This is a genomic window from Pseudooceanicola nanhaiensis, assembly GCF_020171315.1.
Classification (GTDB): Bacteria; Pseudomonadota; Alphaproteobacteria; order Rhodobacterales; family Rhodobacteraceae; genus Pseudooceanicola; species Pseudooceanicola nanhaiensis_A.
This window is the reverse complement of sequence record NZ_JAIUZP010000004.1, coordinates 72,540-92,630: the sequence shown is the minus strand read 5'-3', so window position 1 is coordinate 92,630 and position 20,091 is coordinate 72,540. Positions and strand designations below refer to the sequence as shown.

The following is a 20,091-nucleotide window of genomic DNA, read 5'->3' as shown; positions in this document are numbered from 1 at the left end:
GTCCCTCCTCACTTGCACAGATGGCGCGGGGTGTCGCCGGCCAGGAACCGGGCCACGTCCTCCGCGATCAGGGTGGCGGCCTTCTTGGCCGAGTAGCGCGAGGCCCCCGCGATATGCGGCGAGAGCGTCACGTTGGGCAGTTGCAGCAGCGGCATGTCGGCGGGCGGCGGCTCGGGCGTGAAGGTGTCGAGCGCGGCCCCCTTCAGGTGGCCCGAGACGAGCGCATCGTAGAGCGCGTCGTAATCTAGCACCTGCCCGCGCGTGGTGTTCACGATGTAGCCGCCGGGTTTCATCATCGCGATCCGCTCGCGGCTGATCATGCCCTTGGTCTCTTCCGTCACCCGGGGGTGCAGGGTGATCACGTCGGCACGCGCCATCAGCTCGTCCAGTTCGGCCTTTTCGTAACCGTCCGCGATCTCCTGCTCCGTCAGCGGCTTGAACGGGTCGTAGATCAGGATCGAACAGCCGAAGGGCTGGAGCAGCTTGGCCACCCGCGTGCCGATGTCGCCATAGCCCACGATGCCCACCGTCAGCTCGCACAGCTCGGGGCCTGCGTTGTCGTAGTGGTAGTAATCGCGGCTGAAGGTGCCCGCCTGCACGGCAAGGTGGCCACGGATCAGGTTACGCGTCTCCGCCAGTAGCGAGGCCACGGTGAATTCCGCCACCGCCGAGGCATTGCGCCCGGGCGTGTTGATCACGGTGATGCCGCGCTCGCGCGCCGCCGCCATCTCGATGTTCACCGGCCCGCCGCGGGACACGGCGATGAGGCGGAGGTCGGGGGCGTGTTTCAGGCTCTCCGCCGTGATCGGCGCGAGGTGGGTCACAAGGATGTCGAGCCCCTCGAGGAAGCCGAAATACTCCTCCGGCCGGCCGAGGAATTCCGCCACCGGCAGGGTGGGGTCATACTTGGTGGTCTTGGCCTTCAGGGGCCAGTCGACCTCCATCTGCCGATAGTCCACCGGACGCGATCCCAGCCGCGCCTCCAGCGCCTCCTGAAACCGGGCGGGTTTCATGAAGCCGTCGCCGATGACGCCGATGGTGAGGGGTTTCGTCTCAAGCGTGCTCATCGCGGCCTCCTCAGGCGGTCTCGTCGGTTTTCACCGGGTCCAGCCCCGGCAGCACATCCGCGAACCGCTCCGTGTCCAGCCCGTACTGCGCCATGACCTCGGCGGTATGCTGGGCAAAGCGGGGCGGGGCGGTGCGGTAGCTGACCGGGGTACGCGACAGCTTGATCGGGCTGCCGGTGCCGCGATAGGCGCCGATGTCCACCACCATCTCGCGGTGTTTTGTGTGTGGGTCCTCGACCACCTGGTCGATGGTGCGGACCGCGCCGCAGGGGACGCCGGTGCGGATCAGGGTCTCGGACAGGGTGGCGCAGTCGTGGCTGGCCATCGCGGCCTCCAGTTCGACCTTCAGCGCATCCTGATGTGCCAGCCGGTCGGCGTTCGAGGCAAAGCGCGGGTCCTCGGCGATCTCGGGCCGCCCGATGGTGGCGCAGAGCTTGGCGAACTGGCGGTTGTTGCCGACAGCGAGGAACAGCGGCGCATCCTTGGTCTGGTAGGTGTCATAGGGGCAGATGTTGGGATGCGCGTTGCCCGTGGGCGCCGCGACCTTGCCCGAGAGGTAGTAGTTCGGCAGATGCGGGTGCAGCAGCGAGACACCGCAGTCATAAAGCGTCGCCTCGACGAACTGGCCCTTGCCGCTCTGCGCGCGTTCGTTCAGCGCCATGCAGACGCCGAGCGCCGCGTTGAGGCCCGTCACCATGTCCACCACGGGCAGGCCGACGCGGGTCGCCTCGCCGCCCTTTTCGCCGTTCACGCTCATGATCCCGCAAAGCGCCTGGATCGCGGCGTCATAGCCCGGCAGCCCGCCCATGGGGCCATCGGCGCCAAAGCCGGAGACCCGGCAATGGATCAGCTTGGGAAACCGCTCCGACAGTTCGTCGTAGCCAAGGCCCCAGCGTTCCAGCGTGCCGGTCTTGAAGTTCTCGATGAAGACATCCGCGCCCGCCAGCAGCTCCAGCAGCAGGTCGCGTCCCGCGTCCTGCGACAGGTCCACGGCGATGCCGCGCTTGTTGCGGTTCAGGCCCTGGAAATAGCTCGCCGCCCCGTCGAGGAAGGGCGGGCCCCAGCCACGGGTCTCATCCCCCGCGGGCGGCTCCAGCTTGATCACGTCGGCGCCGTGGTCTGCGAGGATCTGCCCGCAGTAAGGGCCGCCGAGGACACGGCTGGCGTCGATGACCTTGAGATTGGCAAGGGAACCGGTGCGGGGGATCATGAAGCTCTCCGTCTCGTCAGGGGGCGTGGGAGGGGCCCGGGGCCGGGCCGCTCAGCGTTTGGTCGCAGGCAGGTCGCGCTCAGGCCGGAACCGACAGCGCGGCAAGGTCGCGGCGCCAGTCTGCGGCAAAGGCGGGGTAGGTCTCTTCCAGCTCGTCCAGCACGCGGCTGCGCAGCAGCTTCAGCGTGGCCGCATCGGGCGCGGGCGTCTGGGGCACGCTGTCGGCATGTTCGAAGGCAAAGCCCGTTGCCTCCTGGATCGAGGCGAGGCTCTCACCCTCGTGGGTGCTTTCCAACGTGAAGCCGGGGCGCGTCTTGTCGAAGCTGAAGAGCCCCTTGCCGGTCAGCAGGGCCACCGGGCCGCCGGGGCGGTAGACCTCGGGGTCCGAGAAACCGGGAGCGGAGACGAAATCGACCTTTTCCACCATGACGCGGGGGGTGTGTTCCTCGCGGAAGAGGATCACCTTGGGCACCACGAAGTAGAGATAGGCCGAGCCGAAGGACCCGGGCCAGCGGACCTTGACCTGCGGGTAGTCACCTACACCTACGAGGTTCACGTTGGCCTGTCCGTCGATCTGGCCACCGCCGAGGAAGAAGGCATCGATTCGCCCCTGTCCGGCACTGTCGAAGAGCTCGCACGACCCGTTGGTGAAGAAGTTGTGCTCCACCGAGCCGAGGATCGAGAGGCGCACGGTGCGCTCCTTCTCGTCCAGTGCGCGGCGCAGCATGGCCCCCGCGGCAGGCATCGGGGACGACGCGCCGACGGCCACGTGGCGCACGCCCTCCAGCAGCCGGGCAATGGTGGTGATCAGGATCTCGCGGGGCAGGACGCTGCTCATGCGGGCTCTCCCTGTTTCGCGGTCTCGGACATGTAGGCGTCAAAGCCCTCTTGCGTGCGGGCGGCGGCGGCATAGCGCTTCAGCTCGTCCACATCGGCGTTGTATTCGCCCCAGAGCCCGTAGGGCCACGCGCCCTTCGGCGCCTCCGCCACGGCAGAGACATAGAGCGCGGGCAGGACACCGGCGCCGGTCATCTCGTCCGCCAGCAGGTTGCCCTCGACGATGCGGTCGACGGTCACGTAGGTCTCGCGCGCGGCATAGGCCATGGGGGCCAGTTCGCGGCGGCGGCCGATCCAGACGTTGCCGTGCCTATCCGCCATGGGCGCATGGAAGATCGCCACGTCGGGGTGGATCGCGGGGATCAGCACGACGGGATCCTTCTGATCCGACAAGGGGTTGTCGATCACGGTCCAATCCGGGCGGTTGGCCAGCACATCGGTGCCGATCAGCCCGCGCAGCGGCAGGAAGGGCGATCCCTTCTGCGCCGCGATCAGGCCCGCGTGGACGGCGGGGCAGGTGGCGTCGATCACCTTGATGCTGCCCTCCTTCACCGCGGCGTTGAACCGGGGCGCGCCCCCGGCCTCGCCGAGGCTGACGGCGCTGGTCTCGACCGAGCGGACGCAGCCTGCGCCCACCAGCATGTCGACCTGCAGGCCGCCCGTGGGCACGCAGACGAGATCGAGGTCGCGCAGACCGGCCTCGATCATCGGGCGGGTCAACGCCATGGAGACGCCGGCGTAATCCACCGGCACCGCGATACGCATGCCGCTGCGCATCCGTGAGACGATCCCTTTCAGGTCGCTTTGCATGGGGTCCTCCTCCCTCGCGCCCCTCCGGCGCGTGTTCCAAATTGCGGAACGATGCTTCGAAATCGACCATAGGCCCGCGTCCTTGTCGCTGTCAATCGTCCAATTCATGCTGCGCTGCCGCAAATGACGCGGCGGAATCCCGGGTATTGACAGAATTTGAATCGTGCCCAAAGATAAAACTCGGAAAAGCGTTCTATTATATGGAACGCAAGGGAGGAAAACATGATCGTCAACCTGGCAGAGCGCCCCGGCGCCTCTGATCCCGCTGCCGTCCCCGGCGCGGGGCCGCAGCCGCAGACCGGGATCGGTTCGGGCATTTCCATTCGCGACGCGGTCAAGCGCTACGGCAGTTTCGCCGCCGCGGACCACATCAGCCTCGACATCCAGCCGGGTGAATTCGTCACGCTGCTGGGGCCCTCGGGCAGTGGGAAGACGACGCTTCTGAACCTGCTGGCGGGCTTCCAGCAGCTGAACGCGGGCGAGATCCTCGTGGATGGCAAGGCGATCCACAACGTGCCGGTGCACAAGCGCGGCTTTGGCATGGTGTTCCAGAGCTATGCGCTCTTCCCCAACATGACCGTGGCGCAGAACGTGGCCTTCCCGATGCGGATGGCGGGGCTCGACCGGGCTACCAGCGACCGCCGCGTGCACGAGACGCTCGAGATGATGCGCCTGACCGACCACGCGCAGAAGATGCCCTCGGAGATGTCGGGCGGCCAGCAGCAGCGGGTGGCGATCGCGCGTTCCATCGTGATGCGCCCGCGGGTGGTGCTGATGGATGAACCGCTCTCGGCCCTCGACCGGCGGCTGCGCGAGTCGATCCAGATCGAGATCCGCGAGATCCACCGCACCATCGGCTCCACCTTCCTGTTCGTGACCCACGACCAGAGCGAGGCGCTGACCATGTCGGACCGGATCGCGGTGATGGACGCGGGCAAGATCATCCAGGTCGATACGCCCGATGAGATCTACCGCCGCCCGCGCAACCGCTTCGTGGCCTCCTTCATCGGCGAGAGCAACCTTGTCGAGGCCGAGATCCTGCGCCGCGAGGGGGGCGCGCTGACCCTGCGCACCCGCACCGGCCACCAGTTCCGCGCCGAAAGCCGCGACGAGGTGACGGGCCGCAACGTGACCGTGCTGGTGCGCCCCGAACGGCTGCGCCTGCATGAGACCGCGATGCCCGGCTCGATCCCCGCCAAGGTGCGCTCGGCGCTCTTCCTGGGCGAGGTGCTGCGGATCGAGGTGGAACTCGACTCGGGCGAGGTGATGCTGGTGCGCTGTCCTGACCGGGCCGGGCAGGTGCTGCCCGATCCCGGCAGCGAGGTGCATGTCAGCTGGGGGGCCGAGGACGGCTGGGTGCTGGCATGACCGATGTGCCCGCCGATGCGCTGATGGCCCCGCGCCGCTCCCTGCGCCAGAGGCTGAGCGATCCGGCCCTGCTGCTGCTGCCGGCCTTCGCCTTCCTCGCCTTCATCTACGTCCAGCCGCTGATCGACCTGATGATGACCTCGGTCGAGGGCGAGCCGTGGTATGCCGACCTCGCGCGGGTCTTCTCGACCCCGCTCTATTTCGACAGCCTGATCCGCACCATGCAGATCGCCCTGACGGTGGCGCTGCTCTGTGCGCTCTTCGGTTACCCGGCGGCGCTGTTGATCCAGCGGACCCGGGGCGTCACGCAGATGCTGGTCGCCACGGCGATCATCCTGCCGTATTTCATCGCGATCCTGATCCGCACCTATGCCTGGATGGTCCTTCTGGGCCGCAACGGGCCGATCAACAAGGTGGCGGTCTGGCTGGGCATCTTCGACGAGCCGCTGGGGCTGCTCTTCAACCGGGGCGCGGTGCTGCTGGGGATGACGGCGGTGTTGCTGCCGATCATGGTGCTGTCGATCTATTCCAGCCTGACGCGGGTCGATCCGGCCCTGAAACGCGCGGCCATGGCCAATGGCGCGGGGCCGCTGGCCGCCTTCTGGCGGGTGCTGCTGCCGCTGACCCTGCCGGGTGTCGGCGCGGGCTTCCTGCTGGTCTTCGTGCAGGCGCTTGGCTTCTTCATCACGCCGACCCTGCTGGGGGGCCCGGGCGACATGATGTTCGCCATGCACATCACCCAGCAGGCCGACAGCGTGACGGGCGAGGGCTTCCTGCAGGCGCTTGCGGTGGTGCTGCTGGTGATCACGCTGGTGACCGTGGCCGTCGCCGGCCGCCTGCTGGGGTTCGAGTTCATCTGGGGCGGCACTCGCGCCGCACCTGCGCCGAAACCCGCGAAGGCGGTGGATCGGACCCCGCGTCGCGGGCTGTCGGCCACCGTGGCCGATACCGTGGGCTGGCCGCTGCTGCGCATGGTCAGCGGCTTGCAGGCCCGCTGGGGCGCCTGGACCGTGCGGCTGATGGGCGGGTTCATCGTGGCTATGCTGGTGATCCCGATCGTCGTGGTGATGATCATTTCCTTCAGCAAGGCCAGCTATCTGACCTTCCCGCCGCCGGCCTATTCGCTGCGCTGGTACGAGAAGTTCTTCTCGGACAGCAACTGGATGGATGCCTTCTGGAACTCGCTCGGCATCGCCTGCCTCTCTGCCGGGATCTCGGTCTCGCTGGGGGCGACGGCGGCGATGGGGATCGTGCGCAGCAAGATCAAGTACAAGTCCACCGTGATGCTGCTGCTGGTCAGCCCGATGATCGTGCCGCCGGTGGTGCTGGGCCTGTCGCTCTACTCGCTGTTCCTGAAGTTCGAGCTGGTGGGCACCTACCTTGGCCTTGCCGCCGCCCATTCCATCGGGGGCATTCCCATCGTGGTGGTGATCGTCGCCGCCGCGCTGCAGGGGGTGGACCGCCAGCTTGAGCAGGGGGCAGCCGTGCATGGCGCCTCGCCGCTGACGGTGTTCCGCACCGTGACCCTTCCGGCCATCGCGCCGGGGCTGGGGGCGGCGGTCTTCTTTGCCTTCCTGCATTCCTTTGACGAGCTCGTGCTGACGCTGTTCCTGTCCAGCCCGCGCATGAAGACCCTGCCGCTGATGCTCTGGGGGGACATCAACTACCAGCTGAACCCGGTTCTGGCCGTGGTCTCGACGCTGGAGGTCCTGCTTGTCGTCGGTGGCATCATCCTGGCCCGGCCGGTCCTGACCCGGCGGGCGGGGGGGCACTAAGCAACACACCCATAACCAAAAGCACCGTAAACAGTGGAGGAGAACACGATGCTGAAACTCACGAGGAGGACCCGCCGCCTGCTGGCGTTTGCCATGGCCGCGATGCTGATGGGCGGGGCGCAGGGCGCGCTCGCCGAAGGCGAAGTGATCATGCAGGACCCGGGCGGCAGCTATGGCGACGCGCTGCGCTCTGTAATGTACGACAGCTTCGAGAAAGAGACCGGGATCGACGTGATCACCGTGCAGGAGGCGCGCTCCGGCCCGCGGATCAAGGCGCAGGTCGAGGCCGGCAAGGCCGAGTGGGACCTGACCTTCATCTTCGATCAGGAGACGAAGCTGCTGGGGGATTGCTGCCTGGCGGACATCGACTATGACAAGCTGTCGGACACCGCCAAGGAAACCCTTGCCACCATGCCCGACAACCTGAAGCGGCCCAAGGGCGTCGCGCTGCAGGTGATCGGCGTGGGCCTTGTCTACAACACCGACGTCTACAGCGACGAGAAGCCCACCACCTGGGCCGATTTCTGGGATCAGGAGAAGTTCCCGGGCAAGCGCTGCCTGCCGGCCTGGCCGCGCTTCAACATGGAGGCCGCGCTGATGGCCGACGGGGTGGCGAAGGAGGATCTCTACCCCCTCGACATGGAGCGCGCGCTGAAGAAGCTGGAGGAGGTGAAGCCCTATGTGACCAAGTGGTGGACCACCTCGGCGCAATCGCCCCAGCTGCTGCTGGATGGAGAGGCCGACATGTGCATGGCCTACACCGGCTCGACCTCGCTTCTGGCGCTGGAAGGCGCCCCGATCGAGGTGGAGTGGAACCAGGGCTTCGTCTACTACGACTTCTTCTCGATCCCCAAGGGCGCGCCGAACTATGACAACGCGCTCAAGCTGCTGTCCTGGCGGCTGGACCCCGACCTGGCGGCCGAGCTGACCTCGACCTACCCGGTCGCGCTGCCCTCGCCGCTGGTCTTCGAGAAGGCTGACCCGGAAATCAGCATCTACTGGGCCAACAACCCCGACAACGTGTCGAAGGCGATCGAGTGGAGCCCCGAGTTCTGGGGCGCCATGACCGCTGACGGCAAGATGACGAACGAGGAATGGGGCCAGGAGAAGCTGAACGAGCTTCTGGCGAAGTAAGCTCCCATCGCCGGACTGACGTGGCCGCGGGAGGCTTCCTTCCGCGGCCACTGTTTTGGGCTGGGGGTGTCGGGCGGTTTGGGGGTGTCGGCTTGCTATGAGATTTGGCTTGGGGTGCGACAGGGCGAAGGGTTGGGGTGCCAATGGGCGTTTTCGCGTCCGGGCTTCCCACGTGATGCAAGGTTTCCCTCGCCGTGCAATAGGCGTTTCCCTTGGGGCGTCATCCCATACTCGGGCACCTAGCAACCATTCCCTCGGACTGTCCCGCCCGGCCTCAGGCCGGGCAGCGCCGACCCGCCCCCCTGGGGCGGCGCTTATGCGCCACCCCGCGGGCCGGCGCTGCCCTTCGTGGGGGCCATTGGGGGGGCAGTGGGATCGGGGACCGAGAACCCAACCACCCTCTCAACATCATTCCCGGGTTTGCTCGGCCCCGGGAACATCGTATTGCTGAGTGAAACAGGTTCGGGGACGGAATGGACAAGGCATTCGTGAAGGGATTGCGGCTGATCGAGGCCATGGCGGCCAGTGACGGCGCCCGCGGCGTGACCGATCTCGCCAAGCAGCTGGAGCTGACCAAGAGCAACGTCCACCGCCTGCTCACCACGCTCTCCGCCCATGGCTACATCCGGCAGGACCCGGCCAGCAGCGGCTACGAGCTGACCACGAAACTCTGGGAACTGGGCAGCAAGGTCGTCGGACGGCTCGACCTGACCAAGGTCGCGCGGCCCGCGATGGAACGGTTGGCGGCGCTCACCGGCGAGACGGTGCACCTGTCCGTGCTGGAAAACGAGGACGTGGTCTACCTCGACAAGATCGAAAGCTCGCACCACATCCGCGCCTATACCAGCGTCGGCCAGAGGGCGCCTGCCTATACGATGGCCACCGGCAAGGCGATGCTCTCGACCCAGCCCGATGCCTACCTCGAACGCTACCGCAACCGGCTCCAGCCCTTCACGGAATACACCGTCACCACGATGGATGCGCTCTACCGCGACATCGAGGAGGTGCGCCGCACGGGCTATGCGCAGGTGCTCCATGGCCAGTGGCGCACCGGGATCGCCGCCTGTGCCTGTCCGATCCGCGGGCCGCTGGGGGACCTTGCGGGGGCGATCGGTGTTTCGGGGCCCGACACGCGGGTGCAGCAGGCGGAACTCGATGCCTTCGCACCCCATGTGGTGACGGCGGCGCAGACGATCTCGCGCGCGCTCGGCTACACGGGCGAGTAGGGCCTCAGGCGCCCTCAGCCCACCGTCGCCCTCAGGCCACCGTCGTCCGCTCCACCAGCTCCACCGGCACGGCAAAGCGGGTGGGCGGGGCCTCGGCCGGGCGGTCGATGGCCTCCAACGTGGCGGCGGTGAGCGCGTCGAGCGACTGCCGGATCGTGGTCAGCCCGTGGGACGACCACTCCGAGATCGGCGCATCGTCGAAGCCGATGACCGAGAGGTCGCCCGGCACCGACAGCCCCAGCTCGTGCCGCGCCGTGTTCAGCACGCCGAGCGCGATTTCATCCGTCACGCCGAAAATCCCGTCGAGTCCGGGCTGCGCCAGCAGGCTGCGCGCCGCCTCGACCCCGGTGACATAGGCATTGGCCCCGTCGGCCCATGTGGTCACCGCGACGCCCCGTGCGGCCATGACCGCGCAGAAGGCCTCGGCCCGGGCCTTCTTGGCCGTGGTGCGAGAGCCCGAGACCACCACCGCCACCCGGCGGCAGCCCGCCGCGATCAGCCGTTCCGCCGCCAGCCGGCCACCCCGGGCGCTGTCGGCGAGGATCAGGTCGGCCTGCGTGCCCTCGGGCGGGGGCGGGCGGTTGATCAGCACCATCCGCGCCCCGTTCTGGGCGCAGAGCCGGATCAGGTCATCGGGCGCCGCCCCGGAGAGCAGCACCACGTTGCGCACCCGGTAATCCAGCAGCCGGGCCAGATGTTCGGAGACATCCGCCCCGGCGGTGGCGGTGTTCATCAGCAGGCATTGCAGCCCGCGCCCCTGCAAGGCGCAAGAGAGCGCGTCGAGCTGCGCCGCGATATAGGGGTTGGAAAAGTTCCCGCCCACGAGGCCGACGAGGTCCGAGCGATCCTGATGCAGGGTCCGCGCCAGCCGGTTGACCCGGTAGCCCAGTTCCTCTGCCGCCGCATGGATGCGCTTGCGCGCGGCCTCCGAGACGGCGGCGCCGGGGGTATAGGCCCGGCTGACGGCAGAGCGGGACACGCCCGCCAGACGCGCCACGTCCGCGGCGGAGACGAAGCGCGGCTTCGTCATGCCGGGATCAGGCCGCGGTCCAGCGCCGCGCGGGCAAGGGCGATCATCGGCGGCAGGGGATAGCTCTCGTCCTGTCCGCGGACCTGCCGCAGGTGGCTCAGCGCCGCGTCCAGCGTCGGGAACGCGTCGCGCCGCCGCAGATGCAGCCAGAGCGCCAGCACGGTGACAGACCGCGAGCGCCCGCCCCGGCAATGGACCAGCAGGCCGCCCTTGGCATGGGGCGGGTAATGCGGCTTGCCGGGCACGTAGACGCCCGCCAGCCCGTCCACCAGCTGCACTGCGGCGGCCAGCATGGCGGGGTCGTTGCCGGGCCCGTCGAGCATACCGATCTGGTAGCGCCGCACATGGACCCCCGAGGGCAGCTGCACCGGCCCTGGAAAGATGTTGATGGCGAGGTTCAGCGTCGCGGTGATGCCCGCCGCCTCCAGCGCCTGCGCATCCTCCGCCGCCGTCAGGTTGCCAAGCCAGAGCTGCGTCAGCCCCGGTTCCGCCGCACAGACCGGGAACAGCAGCGGGCGGGCATCCTCCAGCGCCTCGGCCTCGGGCGTGGCATCGGGGAGGAAGTGGCGGGTCGTCTCGGTCATTCTCATACCTCTGCGCAGGTCGCGCGGTTCAGTCTGTTCCCGAGGGCGGCCACAAGGCGTGGCGCCGCGTCGAGGTCGAGGAAGGCGGGCAGCACCTGCCGCGCGCCGGTGGTCCGCGCCAGCGAGACGAGGTCATCGAGGCGGGGGTGGACGTTCCAGCCCATCCATTCTGCCGCACCGGCGGCGATCATGCCATGGGCCGGGCTGCTGCGCGGCACATGGGAGGAGAAGATGAAGCGGAATCCGGTCCGCCACCGCAGCGCGGCGGGCAGCCCGTGTTCCGCGTTGGGGCCATCGGCGACGATCACCATGCCGGGGCGGGCGGTCTCCTCGGTCACGGCCACGGGCAGGGCAAAGCCCAGCCGGGCGCATTCGGCGGCGATCACCGGGCAGGCGTGGACGGTCAACCCGGCCTCGGAGAGCCCCGCCACCATGTCCGGCCCGCGCCCGTCGGCGGGGCAGGGCAGCACGGCCCCGCCACGGGCGGCGCGCGCCAGCCGCTCGATCTGGTCGGTCAGCGCCTCGTCCCGGTCGCCGTAGGAGGCATCGGCCAGCACGCTCGCGGCGCGCGGGAAGGGATCGCAGGCCAGCAGCGCGCCCTCGGTGCTGAAATCGCCGGTATAGAGGAAGCCGCCCGCCTCGGTCTCGAAGCGCATCCAGATGCCGCCGGGCGCATGGCCCGCGCGACCGGTTTCCACCGTCAGCCCCGCCACCTCGGCCCGGCCCGTTTCGGGCAGGGCCTGCGCCGTCGCGGGGCGGGTGCCGTTCAGCTGGCGCAGGCATTCCGCGCTTGCCAGCACCGGGGGCGCTCCGATCTCCTCCAGCCGGTTCAGCGCCCCGGCGTGGTCCACGTGGGCATGGCTCAGCAGCACGGCATCCACCCGGCCCGCGCCGGAAAGGTCGGGCACTTCGCCCACCTCCAGCCCCGCGCCAAGGTCCAGCAGCAGGCGGCGGTCGTCGATTTCCAGCAGGAAGATCGCGGCGCTCTTGCGTCCGATCCCGCTGAGGGCGGTCAGTCGCGCCATGGCAGAACCCCCTCGGGCAGGCGGCGGCCGAACACGAGGCTCAGCCCCATCAGCGCCAGCACCAGCAGCACCATCAGGCAGCCCACCGCGGCGGCCAGCGTGGAGGAGCCCGCCTCTTCAAGGAAGATGATCATGGGCCCGATGGTCTGGGCCCGCGAGGAGACGAGCAGGACCGAGGTCTGGATCTCGTTGATCGCGGTCATGAAGACGAGGATGCCCGCCGCCGTGGCCGCAGGGGCGACGGAGGGCAGGATGATCGTGCGCAGCCGGGTGAAGATGCCGGCGCCTGCCAGCTGCGCGGCCTCGTCCAGGGCCCGGTCGATCTGGGCATAGCCGCCGAGGATGGGGCGCAGGGCGAGGGCGAGGAAGTTCGAGAAATAGGCCGCGAGGATCACCCAGACGGTGCCATAGAGCCCGGTGCCGATGAAGGGGAGCGGGCGCAGGAAGAAGAGGATCATCGCCACGCCGATGATGATGCCCGGCAGCGCGTAGGCCAGTTCCGAGGCCAGCCGCAGCAGCTTCGCCACCCAGCCGCGCCGCCATGTCAGCACGTAGCCGAGGGCGACCGCCACGGGGATCAGCACGGCGACGGTAGTGCAGGTGATCCAGAAGGAGGTGACGAAGGCCTCGCGGATGCCCTTGTGGTGGAAGAGCGCGTTGGCGAAGTTCTCAAACGTGATCGTCTCGGCATTCAGCGGCTGGCCATAGCCGCGCACGAGGGCGGCGGCGAAGAGCGCGCTCAGTGGCAGGGCGAGGCAGACCAGCAGGTAGCCCCAGGCGGCGAGGCCCACGGGCCACTGCCAGGGACCCAGCGTCATGCGGGGGGCGCGGTGCGCGCTGTCGACCCGCTGGTCGCCCTTGCGGCCCAGCCAGGCGGTCAGCGTCATGCCGATGACGGTCAGCACCGCCAGCAGCAGCGCCAGCAGCGCCATGTCGTTGAGCGCGGAAGGCCCGTAGGAGTTCAGCCGGCGGTAGATCATGGTGATCAGCGTCTCGACCCGCGCGGGGATGCCCAGCATGGCCTGAATGCCGAAGTTCCCGATCGAGGAGACGAAGGCGAGTGCGGCGCCCGCAAAGACACCGCCCCGGATCAGCGGCAGGATGATGTCGCGGATCACAGCCCCCCGGCCCGCGCCGTTGGAATGCGCGGCCTCGACCAGCGAGGCGGGCAGCCGTTGCAGGCTGGCACGCACGGACAGGAAAACGAGCGGCGCATTGTAGAGCCCCAGCAGGAAGATGATGCCGCCCATGGAATAGAGCGGATGGCGCGTGCCCGGCGGCAGCGACAGCCCGAGCGCACCCAGAACGGGGCTCGAGGGCGAGAAGGCCTGCACCCAGGCCAGTGCGGTGACCTGCGGCGGGATCATCAGCGGCAGCACGAAGCCGAAGACCCAGAGGGTGCGGGCGCGCATGTCGGTCAGCGTGGTCAGCAGCGCGGCCAGCGTGCCCGCGACGGTGGCAAGGCAGGTGGCGGCGACGGAAATCCAGATCGTGTTGAGCGTGGCCCCCACGACGCGGCGCCCGCCGAGGATGTCGGCGATCCGGCTGGCATCGAACTGGCCCTGCGGCACAAGGGCGGCCCAGGCGAGGCGGGCCAGCGGCGCGATGGAGAGGACGCCCACGAAGAGCACGAGCGCCAGCATCAGGGCGGCTTCGCCCGTCAGCCATCGCGGCAGCCGAAGCGCCCGCAGGGGGCGCTTCGACAGGGTTTCGGTCAGGCTCACAGGCTCAGAACCCGAAGATCTCGGCGAACTTGGCGCGGACCTCTTCGTTGGTCTTCACCGCTTCGTCGGCGTCGTAGCCCAGCAGTTTCATGTCTTCCAGCGCCGGGAATCCCTCGGGGCCGGCGACGCCGGGGAGGATCGGCAGGTTGCCCTGCTTGGACACCAGTTCCTGGCCTTCGCGGCTCAGCAGGAAGTCGATGAAGAGCTTGGCTTCCTCGGGGTGCTGGGTGGTGGACATGATCGCGGCCGGTTCGGTGATGAAGGAGACACCGTCCTTGGGCGCGATGTAGTCGATGGGCGAGCCGTCGGCCTTGGCGCGCAGGGCGTTGGCATCCACGAGGATCGCGTATTTCGCCATGCCCGAGGCGACGGCCTTGGTGGCCGGGCCGTTGCCGCCCTCGGGGACGATGTCCAGGTCGGCGAGGCCTTCATAGAAGTCCCAGCCGATGCCCTCTGCGTTGATCAGCGCGTGCAGGTGGTTCAGCGCGGCGCCCGAGTAGAGCGGCGAGGGCACGGCGATCTGGCCGCGGTTCTCTTCCTTGAGCAGGTCCATCCAGCTCTCGACCGGCTCTGCGATCTGGGGGTTGTAGGCGATGCCGGTGGTGATCGCCTTGGTGCCGAAGAAGGTCATGTCCGGGTCATAGGTGGCGGCGTCGTAGTCCGCGACGGGCGCGTCCTCATAGGCCATCAGGTGGCCACCGGCCTTCAGCTCGCCGAGGTTGATCACGTCAGCGACCAGCAGCACGTCGGCCTGCACCTGGCCGGCTTCGATCTCGGCGCGCATGACGTTCATCAGGGCCGAGGTGCCGTTGCGGGTCCATTCGACCTTGATGTCGGGGTGGGCGGCCTCGAAGGCGTCCACGGTTTCCTGCGCCTGTTCGGGCGCCTGGCTGGTGTAGAGCGTCAGGGTGGTTTCGGCATAGGCCGCCGAGGAGAGCAGCGTGGCCGCAAGGGTGAGGGAGGCGAGTTTCATGTCTCTGTCCTTGGTTCGGGTCGGAGGAGGGGAGAAGGGTCGTCAGGCGGCTGCGTCGGGAATGACCCAGCCGTCGCGCAGGGCGAGGGTGATCCGCTGGCCGCGCGTGAGCGAGGCGGGGGCGGCGATGTTCACGGAGAGGGGCACGTGGCCCCCGGGGCCCGCCATGACCTCGGCGCGCAGGTAGGCGCCGCGATAGGTCGCGCGGGTGACATTGGCGGCGATGCCCTGCGTCTCGGTCAGTTGCAGGTCACCGGGGTGGAAGGAGATCTTGGCCCGCCCCCGGGCGCGTTCGCCCGGCGCGCAGCGCAGCTCGACCGTCTGGCCCATGAGCGAGGCGGCGGCGCGGCCATTGCCAAGTGGGCGGATATCCTCCGCCTCCAGCACGCGGCCCTCGCCGATGAAGCCCGCGACGGTCTCCGAGGCGGGCTGGCTGAAGAGCGCCTCGGGCCGGTCGAACTGCAGGATGCGGCCTGCGTTCATCACCGCCACCCGGTCGGCGAGGGCAAGCGCCTCGGCCTGATCGTGGGTGATGTAGAACATGGTCGCGCCCGAGCGGGCGTGGAAGGCGGCAAACTCCTCCTCCAGCGCGCCGCGCAGGTGCACGTCGAGGTTGGCCAGCGGCTCGTCCAACAGGACGACGCGGCTTTCCATGGCAAGGCAGCGCGCCAGCGCCACCCTCTGCCGCTGCCCGCCGGAAAGGTCGGCGGGGCGTCGGTTCGCCAGCGGGCCGAGCGCGACGAGGTCCAATACACGGGACACCCGTTTCATGCGCTCGGCCCGGGGGATGCCGGCGATCTTGAGCCCGTAGGCCACGTTCTGAGCGACGCTCATATGCGGCCAGAGGGCATAATTCTGGAACACCACGCCGATGCCGCGCCGCTCGGGCGGGACATGGGCGCGGGGGGCCGAAACGGTCTCGCCGCCGATGGCGATATGGCCACCGTCAAGCTGTTCGAACCCCGCGAGGCAGCGCAGCAGCGTGGTCTTGCCACAGCCCGAGGGCCCCAGAACGGCGACGAATTCGCCCGCCTCGATGGCAAGGGAAACGTCCTTCAGCACCTGCGTCGGGCCGAAGGATTTCGAGATGGCGTCGATGCGGATGTCGCTCACGTCGGGTCCTGTCTGCTGTCACTGCACAGCTGTGCAATCTGTGCCGCAGATGTGCCCGGCGCAGGCAACAGGTCGGTGACGACCCTGTGACGGTTTGATGAAGTTCGCCCGCCGTGGTGACGGAGCCGGGTAATGGGCAAACGAATACGGGCGCCCGAAGGCGCCCGCGTCATCCACCTTTGGTGGCGTGGCTTACATCGCGAAGGAGGTCCCGCAGCCGCAGCTGGAGGAGGCGTTCGGGTTCTCGATCACGAAGCGCGCGCCGATCAGCTCATCGGAGAAGTCGATCGTGGCGCCAGCAAGGAAGGGCAGCGAGACGCTGTCCACCACGACCTTCTGGCCCTTGCCCTCCAGCACGAGGTCATCCTCGGCGGGGGCGTCCAGCGTGATCTCGTACTGGAAGCCCGAGCAGCCGCCGCCTTCGACGGCGACGCGCAGGGCCTGGCCCTGGGTGTCCGCGCCGATCTCGGCGAGGCGGTCGAAGGCGCGGTCGGTCACGTGCGGCGGCAGGTTCATGGTCTGGTCTCCTGGCAGGGCGGGCGCGGGAAGGGCGGCGGGGGGACGGCAGGGCGCGCAGGACACCTGGCCGGCTCTTTTCGCCAACTCTTTTTGCATGTTACGTCCCCGCAATATAAGGGGTGCACTCAAGGGCGACAAGAACGCCGGACAGACTGAACGTGGGACTTTGACATGCGTGCCTCCTATGCCTCCGACCCGGCCCTGACCCGAGGGCGGCTCTTCCCGGAGGAAGAGAGCCATTTCCGCTCGCCCTTCCAGCGCGACCGGGACCGGATCATTCATGCCTCGGCCTTCCGCCGGCTCAAGCACAAGACGCAGGTCTTCGTGGAGCACGAGGGCGATTACTACCGCACCCGGCTGACCCATTCCATCGAGGTGGGGCAGGTGGCGCGGACCATTGCCGGCACGTTGGGCCTGAACCAGGAGCTGACCGAGGCGGTGGCGCTGGCCCATGACCTCGGCCATCCGCCCTTCGGCCACACCGGCGAGGACGCGCTGGAGGAACTGATGGCGCCCTACGGGGGCTTTGACCACAACGCGCAGGCGATCCGCATCGTGACCAAGCTGGAGCGCCACTATGCCGAGTGGGACGGGCTGAACCTGACCTGGGAAACCCTCGAAGGCATCGCCAAGCATAATGGCCCGGTGGAGGGCGAGATCCCCTGGGCGCTGGCCGAATACAACGCCCGCCACGATCTGGAGCTGCACACCCACGCCAGTGCCGAGGCGCAGGTGGCCGCGCTCTCCGACGACGTCGCCTACAACAACCACGACCTGCACGACGGCCTGCGGGCCGAGCTCTTCTCGACCGACGAACTGGCCGAGATGCCGATCCTCGACACCTGCTTTGCCGAGGTCGACCGGAAATACCCCGGCCTCAACTACTACCGCCGCCGCCACGAGGCGCTGCGCCGCTTCTTCGGCGTGCTGGTGGAAGACGTGATCTCGGTTTCGCAGGCCAACCTGAAGGAGCTGAAGCCCCAGCGGGTCGAGGACATCCGCGAGGCGGGCCGGATGATGGTGCAGTTCTCGCCCGGCGTCTGGAAGGACCTGAAGGTGGTGCGGGAGTTCCTCTTCCACCGCATGTACCGCGCCCCCGACGTGGTCGAGACCCGGCGCATCGTCACCCAGATGGTGCGCGACCTCTTCCCGCTCTTCATGGCCCAGCCGGAGCTTCTGCCCAAGCAGTGGCGCAAGGACGTGGAGGAAATCGCGGGCGACCAGACCGCGCTCGCCCGGATCGTCAGCGACTACATCGCCGGCATGACCGACCGCTTCGCGATCCAGGAACACGCACGGCTGCTCGACGGGCCGGGGCTGGACGTGCTGCGCGGCTCGGGCCCGGGCCGCGTGCGCCAGGGCTGATCCGCAAAGGTCGGACTGAGTATTTGCAGAAAGATGAAGACCCCGGAGATCGCCTCTCCGGGGTCTTTCACATCCACTGTTCCCAAATATCCTCGGGGGGAGGCCCGCAGGGCCGGGGGGCAGACAGCCCCCCTCTCGCGGCCAGTTTCAGGCGCCGTAGGTCCCGCGCAGCGCAAGGGCGGCCGCAAGGATCTGCCCCGTGGCGGCCTCGTCTTCCGTGAAGGGCGCCCCGCCGCGCAGGAAGTTGATCGTCCCGATCACCTGGTCGGCGCGGATCACCGGCACGTTCAGCACCTCCGTCAGGCCGAGCCCGAGGATCGTCTCGTGATCCGAGAAGGCCCAGGCGATGTCATCGGGGCCGGAGCCGAGGTTGGGCCGGCGCTGCACCAGCACCTTGGTGCCCCACTCGGTGTCGCGCTTGGGCTTGCGGCCCGAGACCGGGTAGACATCGGGCATGGAGGAGAAAAGCCGCTCCACCTCCATCGCGTCTGCGTGGAACCGCATCGCGGTGAAGAGCCCGTTGGGGATCGCCCCATTGCAGAGCGCAAGCGCCTCGTCCTGCGCGACGGCGGGGTCCATGATGCGGGCGAGGGTCTCGGCGAAGGCGGTCATGCGGTCTCTCCTGTGGCGGCCGTACCCGCGCGGCGGGGATCGGCGATGGCGATGGTGCTGCCGGCCTCGCGCAGCGCGACGCAAAGACCACCGGCCTTCCACGTCAGTGCGGGCCATGCCTCGAGGTCGTGGCCCCGGGCGGCAAGGTCGGCCAGTTGGCCTTCGGGCAGGTCGGCCTCGTAGAGCACCTTGTTGGGGTGCACGTCATGGGGCGCGAAGCTGCCGGGGTAGGCATAGGTCGCCACGCGGGGTGCGCGGATCGCGTCTTCCAGCGGCAGGCCGAGGTCGAGCATCTGCACCAGCACCTGCGTCATCGCCTGCACCTGCACGTCGCCGCCGGGCGTGCCCATGGCCATCCAGGGCTGGCCGTCCTTCAGGGCGAGGATCGGGTTCGGCGTCAGCCGGGGCCGCTTGCCGGGGGCGAGCGCGTTCAGGTGGCCGGGGATCGCGCGGCTCTGCGACCCGCGGGAGGAGACAGAGAGCCCGGTGCCGGGGATCACCACGGTGTCATAGCTGGGATCGGAGGGCGTGGCGGAGAAGATGTTGCCCGCCGCGTCGATCACGCTGACATGGGAGGTGTCGGCACAGCCCGCGCGGAAGACCGGCGTCTCGCCACTGTCGGTGACGGGGGCAGGGGCCACAGCGTCACCGGGTGCGGGCAGGGGATCGGAGGTGCCGGTGATCGTCGCGAGGCGGTCGCGCAGGAAGTCGGGGGCGAGCAGGGCGCTCTCCTCCACTTTCATGAAGCGCGGATCGGTGACATAGGCCTCGCGGTCGGCGAAGACCCGTTTCAGCACCTCCAGCAGGAAATGCAGGTCCGGCGCGCCGTCCTTCACGGTGGCCTCCGGCCCCGCCGCCTCGATCATCGAAAGCGTCTCGGCCATGGAGATGCCCTGACACCACGCGCCGCAGCAATGCACCTCGGCCCCGCGGAAGGCGACCTTGTGGGTCGGCTCCTCGCGGACCTCGTAGGTGGCGAGGTCCTGCGCCGTCATCAGCCCGCCGTTTCCGGCGTGGAAGGCCACGATCTTCTCGGCGATCGGGCCCTCGTAGAAGGCGGCACGCGCGGCATCGAGCCCGGCGAGGCGGTCGCCGCCCGCGGCCAGTGCCGCGGCCTCGGCGTCGATCATGCATTGCAGCGTGCGCCCGAGGTCGGCCTGAACGAAGATCTCACCCACCTTGGGCGGCTGGCCATCGGGCAGGAAGATCGCGGCGGTGGAGGGGAAGCGGCGGTATTTCTCGACCCGCGTGGCGACGAAATCGGCAAAGAGCGGATAGACCTCGAACCCGTCGCGGGCGGCCTCCAGCGCGTCCTGTGCGATCTCGGCGAAGCTGCGGGTGCCGTGGCTGCGCAGCGCCTTGATCCAGCTTGCCGGGGCGGCGGGGATCACGGTGCGCAGCAGGCCCTCGGGGACGTGATCGCCATGGGCGGCGTGCATCACCTCCACATCCGCCGCGGCGGGCCAGTGCCCCACGCCGTCATAGCTGGTCACCCGGTCTTCACCGGCGAGGTACATCACGATGGGCGCCACGCCCGCGACCGATACCAGATCGGGCTGCACCACCCCCAGCGTCAGCCCGGCGGCGACGCCCGCGTCCACCGCGTTGCCGCCTGCCTTGAGGATTCGCTCCGCTGCCTGTGTGGCGCGGGGATGACCGGAAGCAACCGCCCAAGTCTCGCTCATGTACCTGACCCTGTATAACTTTCTGTGTATATAT

18 protein-coding genes are annotated in these 20,091 nt (G+C 68.7%); 5 read left to right on the top strand and 13 right to left on the bottom strand.

What is annotated here, in order from left to right:
- Positions 1-8 precede the first annotated feature (8 nt).
- From LCM32_RS05440 to LCM32_RS05425, 4 genes are all read right to left on the bottom strand, one after another.
- Positions 9-1,067, bottom strand: a complete 1,059-nt coding sequence (locus tag LCM32_RS05440; protein WP_224820051.1) for a 2-hydroxyacid dehydrogenase — start codon at positions 1,065-1,067, stop codon at positions 9-11.
- Between the two features lie 10 nt (positions 1,068-1,077).
- On the bottom strand, positions 1,078-2,277 hold the full coding sequence (locus LCM32_RS05435) for a CaiB/BaiF CoA transferase family protein (protein ID WP_224820050.1): 1,200 nt from the start codon (positions 2,275-2,277) through the stop codon (positions 1,078-1,080).
- A gap of 79 nt (positions 2,278-2,356) precedes the next feature.
- Entirely contained in the window at positions 2,357-3,115 is a 759-nt protein-coding gene (locus tag LCM32_RS05430; protein ID WP_224820049.1) for a CoA transferase, read from the bottom strand.
- Positions 3,112-3,924 (bottom strand): CoA transferase subunit A, encoded by an 813-nt coding sequence (locus LCM32_RS05425; protein ID WP_224820048.1) that lies wholly within the window; start codon positions 3,922-3,924, stop codon positions 3,112-3,114. The genes LCM32_RS05430 and LCM32_RS05425 overlap by 4 nt, the downstream gene beginning before the upstream one ends.
- Before the next feature lie 222 nt (positions 3,925-4,146).
- Here LCM32_RS05425 and LCM32_RS05420 point away from each other — a divergent pair, with 222 nt between their 5' ends.
- The 4 genes from LCM32_RS05420 to LCM32_RS05405 all read left to right on the top strand — a co-directional run bounded on the left by LCM32_RS05420 (position 4,147) and on the right by LCM32_RS05405 (position 9,427).
- A complete protein-coding gene (locus tag LCM32_RS05420) occupies positions 4,147-5,292 on the top strand; it encodes an ABC transporter ATP-binding protein (RefSeq protein ID WP_224820047.1) in 1,146 nt (381 codons plus the stop codon).
- The gene (locus LCM32_RS05415) at positions 5,289-7,067 is read left to right on the top strand and encodes an ABC transporter permease subunit (protein ID WP_224820046.1); all 1,779 of its coding nucleotides are present in this window, start codon (positions 5,289-5,291) and stop codon (positions 7,065-7,067) included. The genes LCM32_RS05420 and LCM32_RS05415 overlap by 4 nt, the downstream gene beginning before the upstream one ends.
- Before the next feature lie 48 nt (positions 7,068-7,115).
- Positions 7,116-8,201 (top strand): extracellular solute-binding protein, encoded by a 1,086-nt coding sequence (locus LCM32_RS05410; protein WP_224820045.1) that lies wholly within the window; start codon positions 7,116-7,118, stop codon positions 8,199-8,201.
- Positions 8,202-8,674: 473 nt separating this feature from the next.
- Positions 8,675-9,427 (top strand): IclR family transcriptional regulator, encoded by a 753-nt coding sequence (locus LCM32_RS05405; RefSeq protein WP_224820044.1) that lies wholly within the window; start codon positions 8,675-8,677, stop codon positions 9,425-9,427.
- A gap of 31 nt (positions 9,428-9,458) precedes the next feature.
- Here the strand turns inward: LCM32_RS05405 and LCM32_RS05400 are convergent, their stop codons facing one another.
- From LCM32_RS05400 to LCM32_RS05370, 7 genes are all read right to left on the bottom strand, one after another.
- The gene (locus LCM32_RS05400) at positions 9,459-10,457 is read right to left on the bottom strand and encodes a LacI family DNA-binding transcriptional regulator (protein WP_224820043.1); all 999 of its coding nucleotides are present in this window, start codon (positions 10,455-10,457) and stop codon (positions 9,459-9,461) included.
- On the bottom strand, positions 10,454-11,041 hold the full coding sequence (locus LCM32_RS05395; RefSeq protein WP_224820042.1) for a dual specificity protein phosphatase family protein: 588 nt from the start codon (positions 11,039-11,041) through the stop codon (positions 10,454-10,456). The genes LCM32_RS05400 and LCM32_RS05395 overlap by 4 nt, the downstream gene beginning before the upstream one ends.
- A 2-nt stretch (positions 11,042-11,043) precedes the next feature.
- Positions 11,044-12,066 carry an MBL fold metallo-hydrolase gene (locus LCM32_RS05390; RefSeq protein WP_224820041.1) on the bottom strand — a complete coding sequence of 341 codons (1,023 nt, stop codon included), beginning with the start codon at positions 12,064-12,066 and terminating at the stop codon, positions 11,044-11,046.
- The gene (locus LCM32_RS05385) at positions 12,054-13,790 is read right to left on the bottom strand and encodes an ABC transporter permease (protein ID WP_224820040.1); all 1,737 of its coding nucleotides are present in this window, start codon (positions 13,788-13,790) and stop codon (positions 12,054-12,056) included. Before LCM32_RS05385 ends, LCM32_RS05390 begins: the two co-directional genes overlap by 13 nt.
- A gap of 4 nt (positions 13,791-13,794) precedes the next feature.
- Positions 13,795-14,763: an ABC transporter substrate-binding protein gene (locus LCM32_RS05380; protein ID WP_224820039.1), complete on the bottom strand. Its 969-nt coding sequence runs from the start codon at positions 14,761-14,763 to the stop codon at positions 13,795-13,797.
- A gap of 42 nt (positions 14,764-14,805) precedes the next feature.
- Positions 14,806-15,876 (bottom strand): ABC transporter ATP-binding protein, encoded by a 1,071-nt coding sequence (locus LCM32_RS05375; RefSeq protein ID WP_224820038.1) that lies wholly within the window; start codon positions 15,874-15,876, stop codon positions 14,806-14,808.
- 192 nt (positions 15,877-16,068) lie between these two features.
- A complete protein-coding gene (locus LCM32_RS05370; RefSeq protein WP_224820037.1) occupies positions 16,069-16,392 on the bottom strand; it encodes a HesB/IscA family protein in 324 nt (107 codons plus the stop codon).
- Positions 16,393-16,566: 174 nt separating this feature from the next.
- On the opposite strand from LCM32_RS05370, the gene LCM32_RS05365 reads away from it, so the two are divergent.
- Positions 16,567-17,760 (top strand): deoxyguanosinetriphosphate triphosphohydrolase, encoded by a 1,194-nt coding sequence (locus LCM32_RS05365; protein WP_224820036.1) that lies wholly within the window; start codon positions 16,567-16,569, stop codon positions 17,758-17,760.
- 147 nt (positions 17,761-17,907) lie between these two features.
- On the opposite strand, the gene LCM32_RS05360 is transcribed toward LCM32_RS05365, so the two are convergent.
- Both LCM32_RS05360 and LCM32_RS05355 read right to left on the bottom strand, forming a co-directional pair.
- Entirely contained in the window at positions 17,908-18,372 is a 465-nt protein-coding gene (locus LCM32_RS05360) for a GAF domain-containing protein (protein ID WP_224820035.1), read from the bottom strand.
- Positions 18,369-20,057 (bottom strand): gamma-glutamyltransferase family protein, encoded by a 1,689-nt coding sequence (locus tag LCM32_RS05355; RefSeq protein ID WP_224820034.1) that lies wholly within the window; start codon positions 20,055-20,057, stop codon positions 18,369-18,371. Before LCM32_RS05355 ends, LCM32_RS05360 begins: the two co-directional genes overlap by 4 nt.
- Positions 20,058-20,091 lie beyond the last annotated feature (34 nt).

What these genes read in the sequence shown, in the direction of transcription:
- LCM32_RS05440 (WP_224820051.1), bottom strand. Translation starts at nt 1,067, where the DNA reads ATGAGCACGCTTGAGACGAAACCCCTCACCATCGGCGTCATCGGCGAC.
- LCM32_RS05435 (WP_224820050.1), bottom strand. Translation starts at nt 2,277, where the DNA reads ATGATCCCCCGCACCGGTTCCCTTGCCAATCTCAAGGTCATCGACGCC.
- LCM32_RS05430 (WP_224820049.1), bottom strand. Translation starts at nt 3,115, where the DNA reads ATGAGCAGCGTCCTGCCCCGCGAGATCCTGATCACCACCATTGCCCGG.
- LCM32_RS05425 (WP_224820048.1), bottom strand. Translation starts at nt 3,924, where the DNA reads ATGCAAAGCGACCTGAAAGGGATCGTCTCACGGATGCGCAGCGGCATG.
- LCM32_RS05420 (WP_224820047.1), top strand. Translation starts at nt 4,147, where the DNA reads ATGATCGTCAACCTGGCAGAGCGCCCCGGCGCCTCTGATCCCGCTGCC.
- LCM32_RS05415 (WP_224820046.1), top strand. Translation starts at nt 5,289, where the DNA reads ATGACCGATGTGCCCGCCGATGCGCTGATGGCCCCGCGCCGCTCCCTG.
- LCM32_RS05410 (WP_224820045.1), top strand. Translation starts at nt 7,116, where the DNA reads ATGCTGAAACTCACGAGGAGGACCCGCCGCCTGCTGGCGTTTGCCATG.
- LCM32_RS05405 (WP_224820044.1), top strand. Translation starts at nt 8,675, where the DNA reads ATGGACAAGGCATTCGTGAAGGGATTGCGGCTGATCGAGGCCATGGCG.
- LCM32_RS05400 (WP_224820043.1), bottom strand. Translation starts at nt 10,457, where the DNA reads ATGACGAAGCCGCGCTTCGTCTCCGCCGCGGACGTGGCGCGTCTGGCG.
- LCM32_RS05395 (WP_224820042.1), bottom strand. Translation starts at nt 11,041, where the DNA reads ATGACCGAGACGACCCGCCACTTCCTCCCCGATGCCACGCCCGAGGCC.
- LCM32_RS05390 (WP_224820041.1), bottom strand. Translation starts at nt 12,066, where the DNA reads ATGGCGCGACTGACCGCCCTCAGCGGGATCGGACGCAAGAGCGCCGCG.
- LCM32_RS05380 (WP_224820039.1), bottom strand. Translation starts at nt 14,763, where the DNA reads ATGAAACTCGCCTCCCTCACCCTTGCGGCCACGCTGCTCTCCTCGGCG.
- LCM32_RS05370 (WP_224820037.1), bottom strand. Translation starts at nt 16,392, where the DNA reads ATGAACCTGCCGCCGCACGTGACCGACCGCGCCTTCGACCGCCTCGCC.
- LCM32_RS05365 (WP_224820036.1), top strand. Translation starts at nt 16,567, where the DNA reads ATGCGTGCCTCCTATGCCTCCGACCCGGCCCTGACCCGAGGGCGGCTC.
- LCM32_RS05360 (WP_224820035.1), bottom strand. Translation starts at nt 18,372, where the DNA reads ATGACCGCCTTCGCCGAGACCCTCGCCCGCATCATGGACCCCGCCGTC.
- LCM32_RS05355 (WP_224820034.1), bottom strand. Translation starts at nt 20,057, where the DNA reads ATGAGCGAGACTTGGGCGGTTGCTTCCGGTCATCCCCGCGCCACACAG.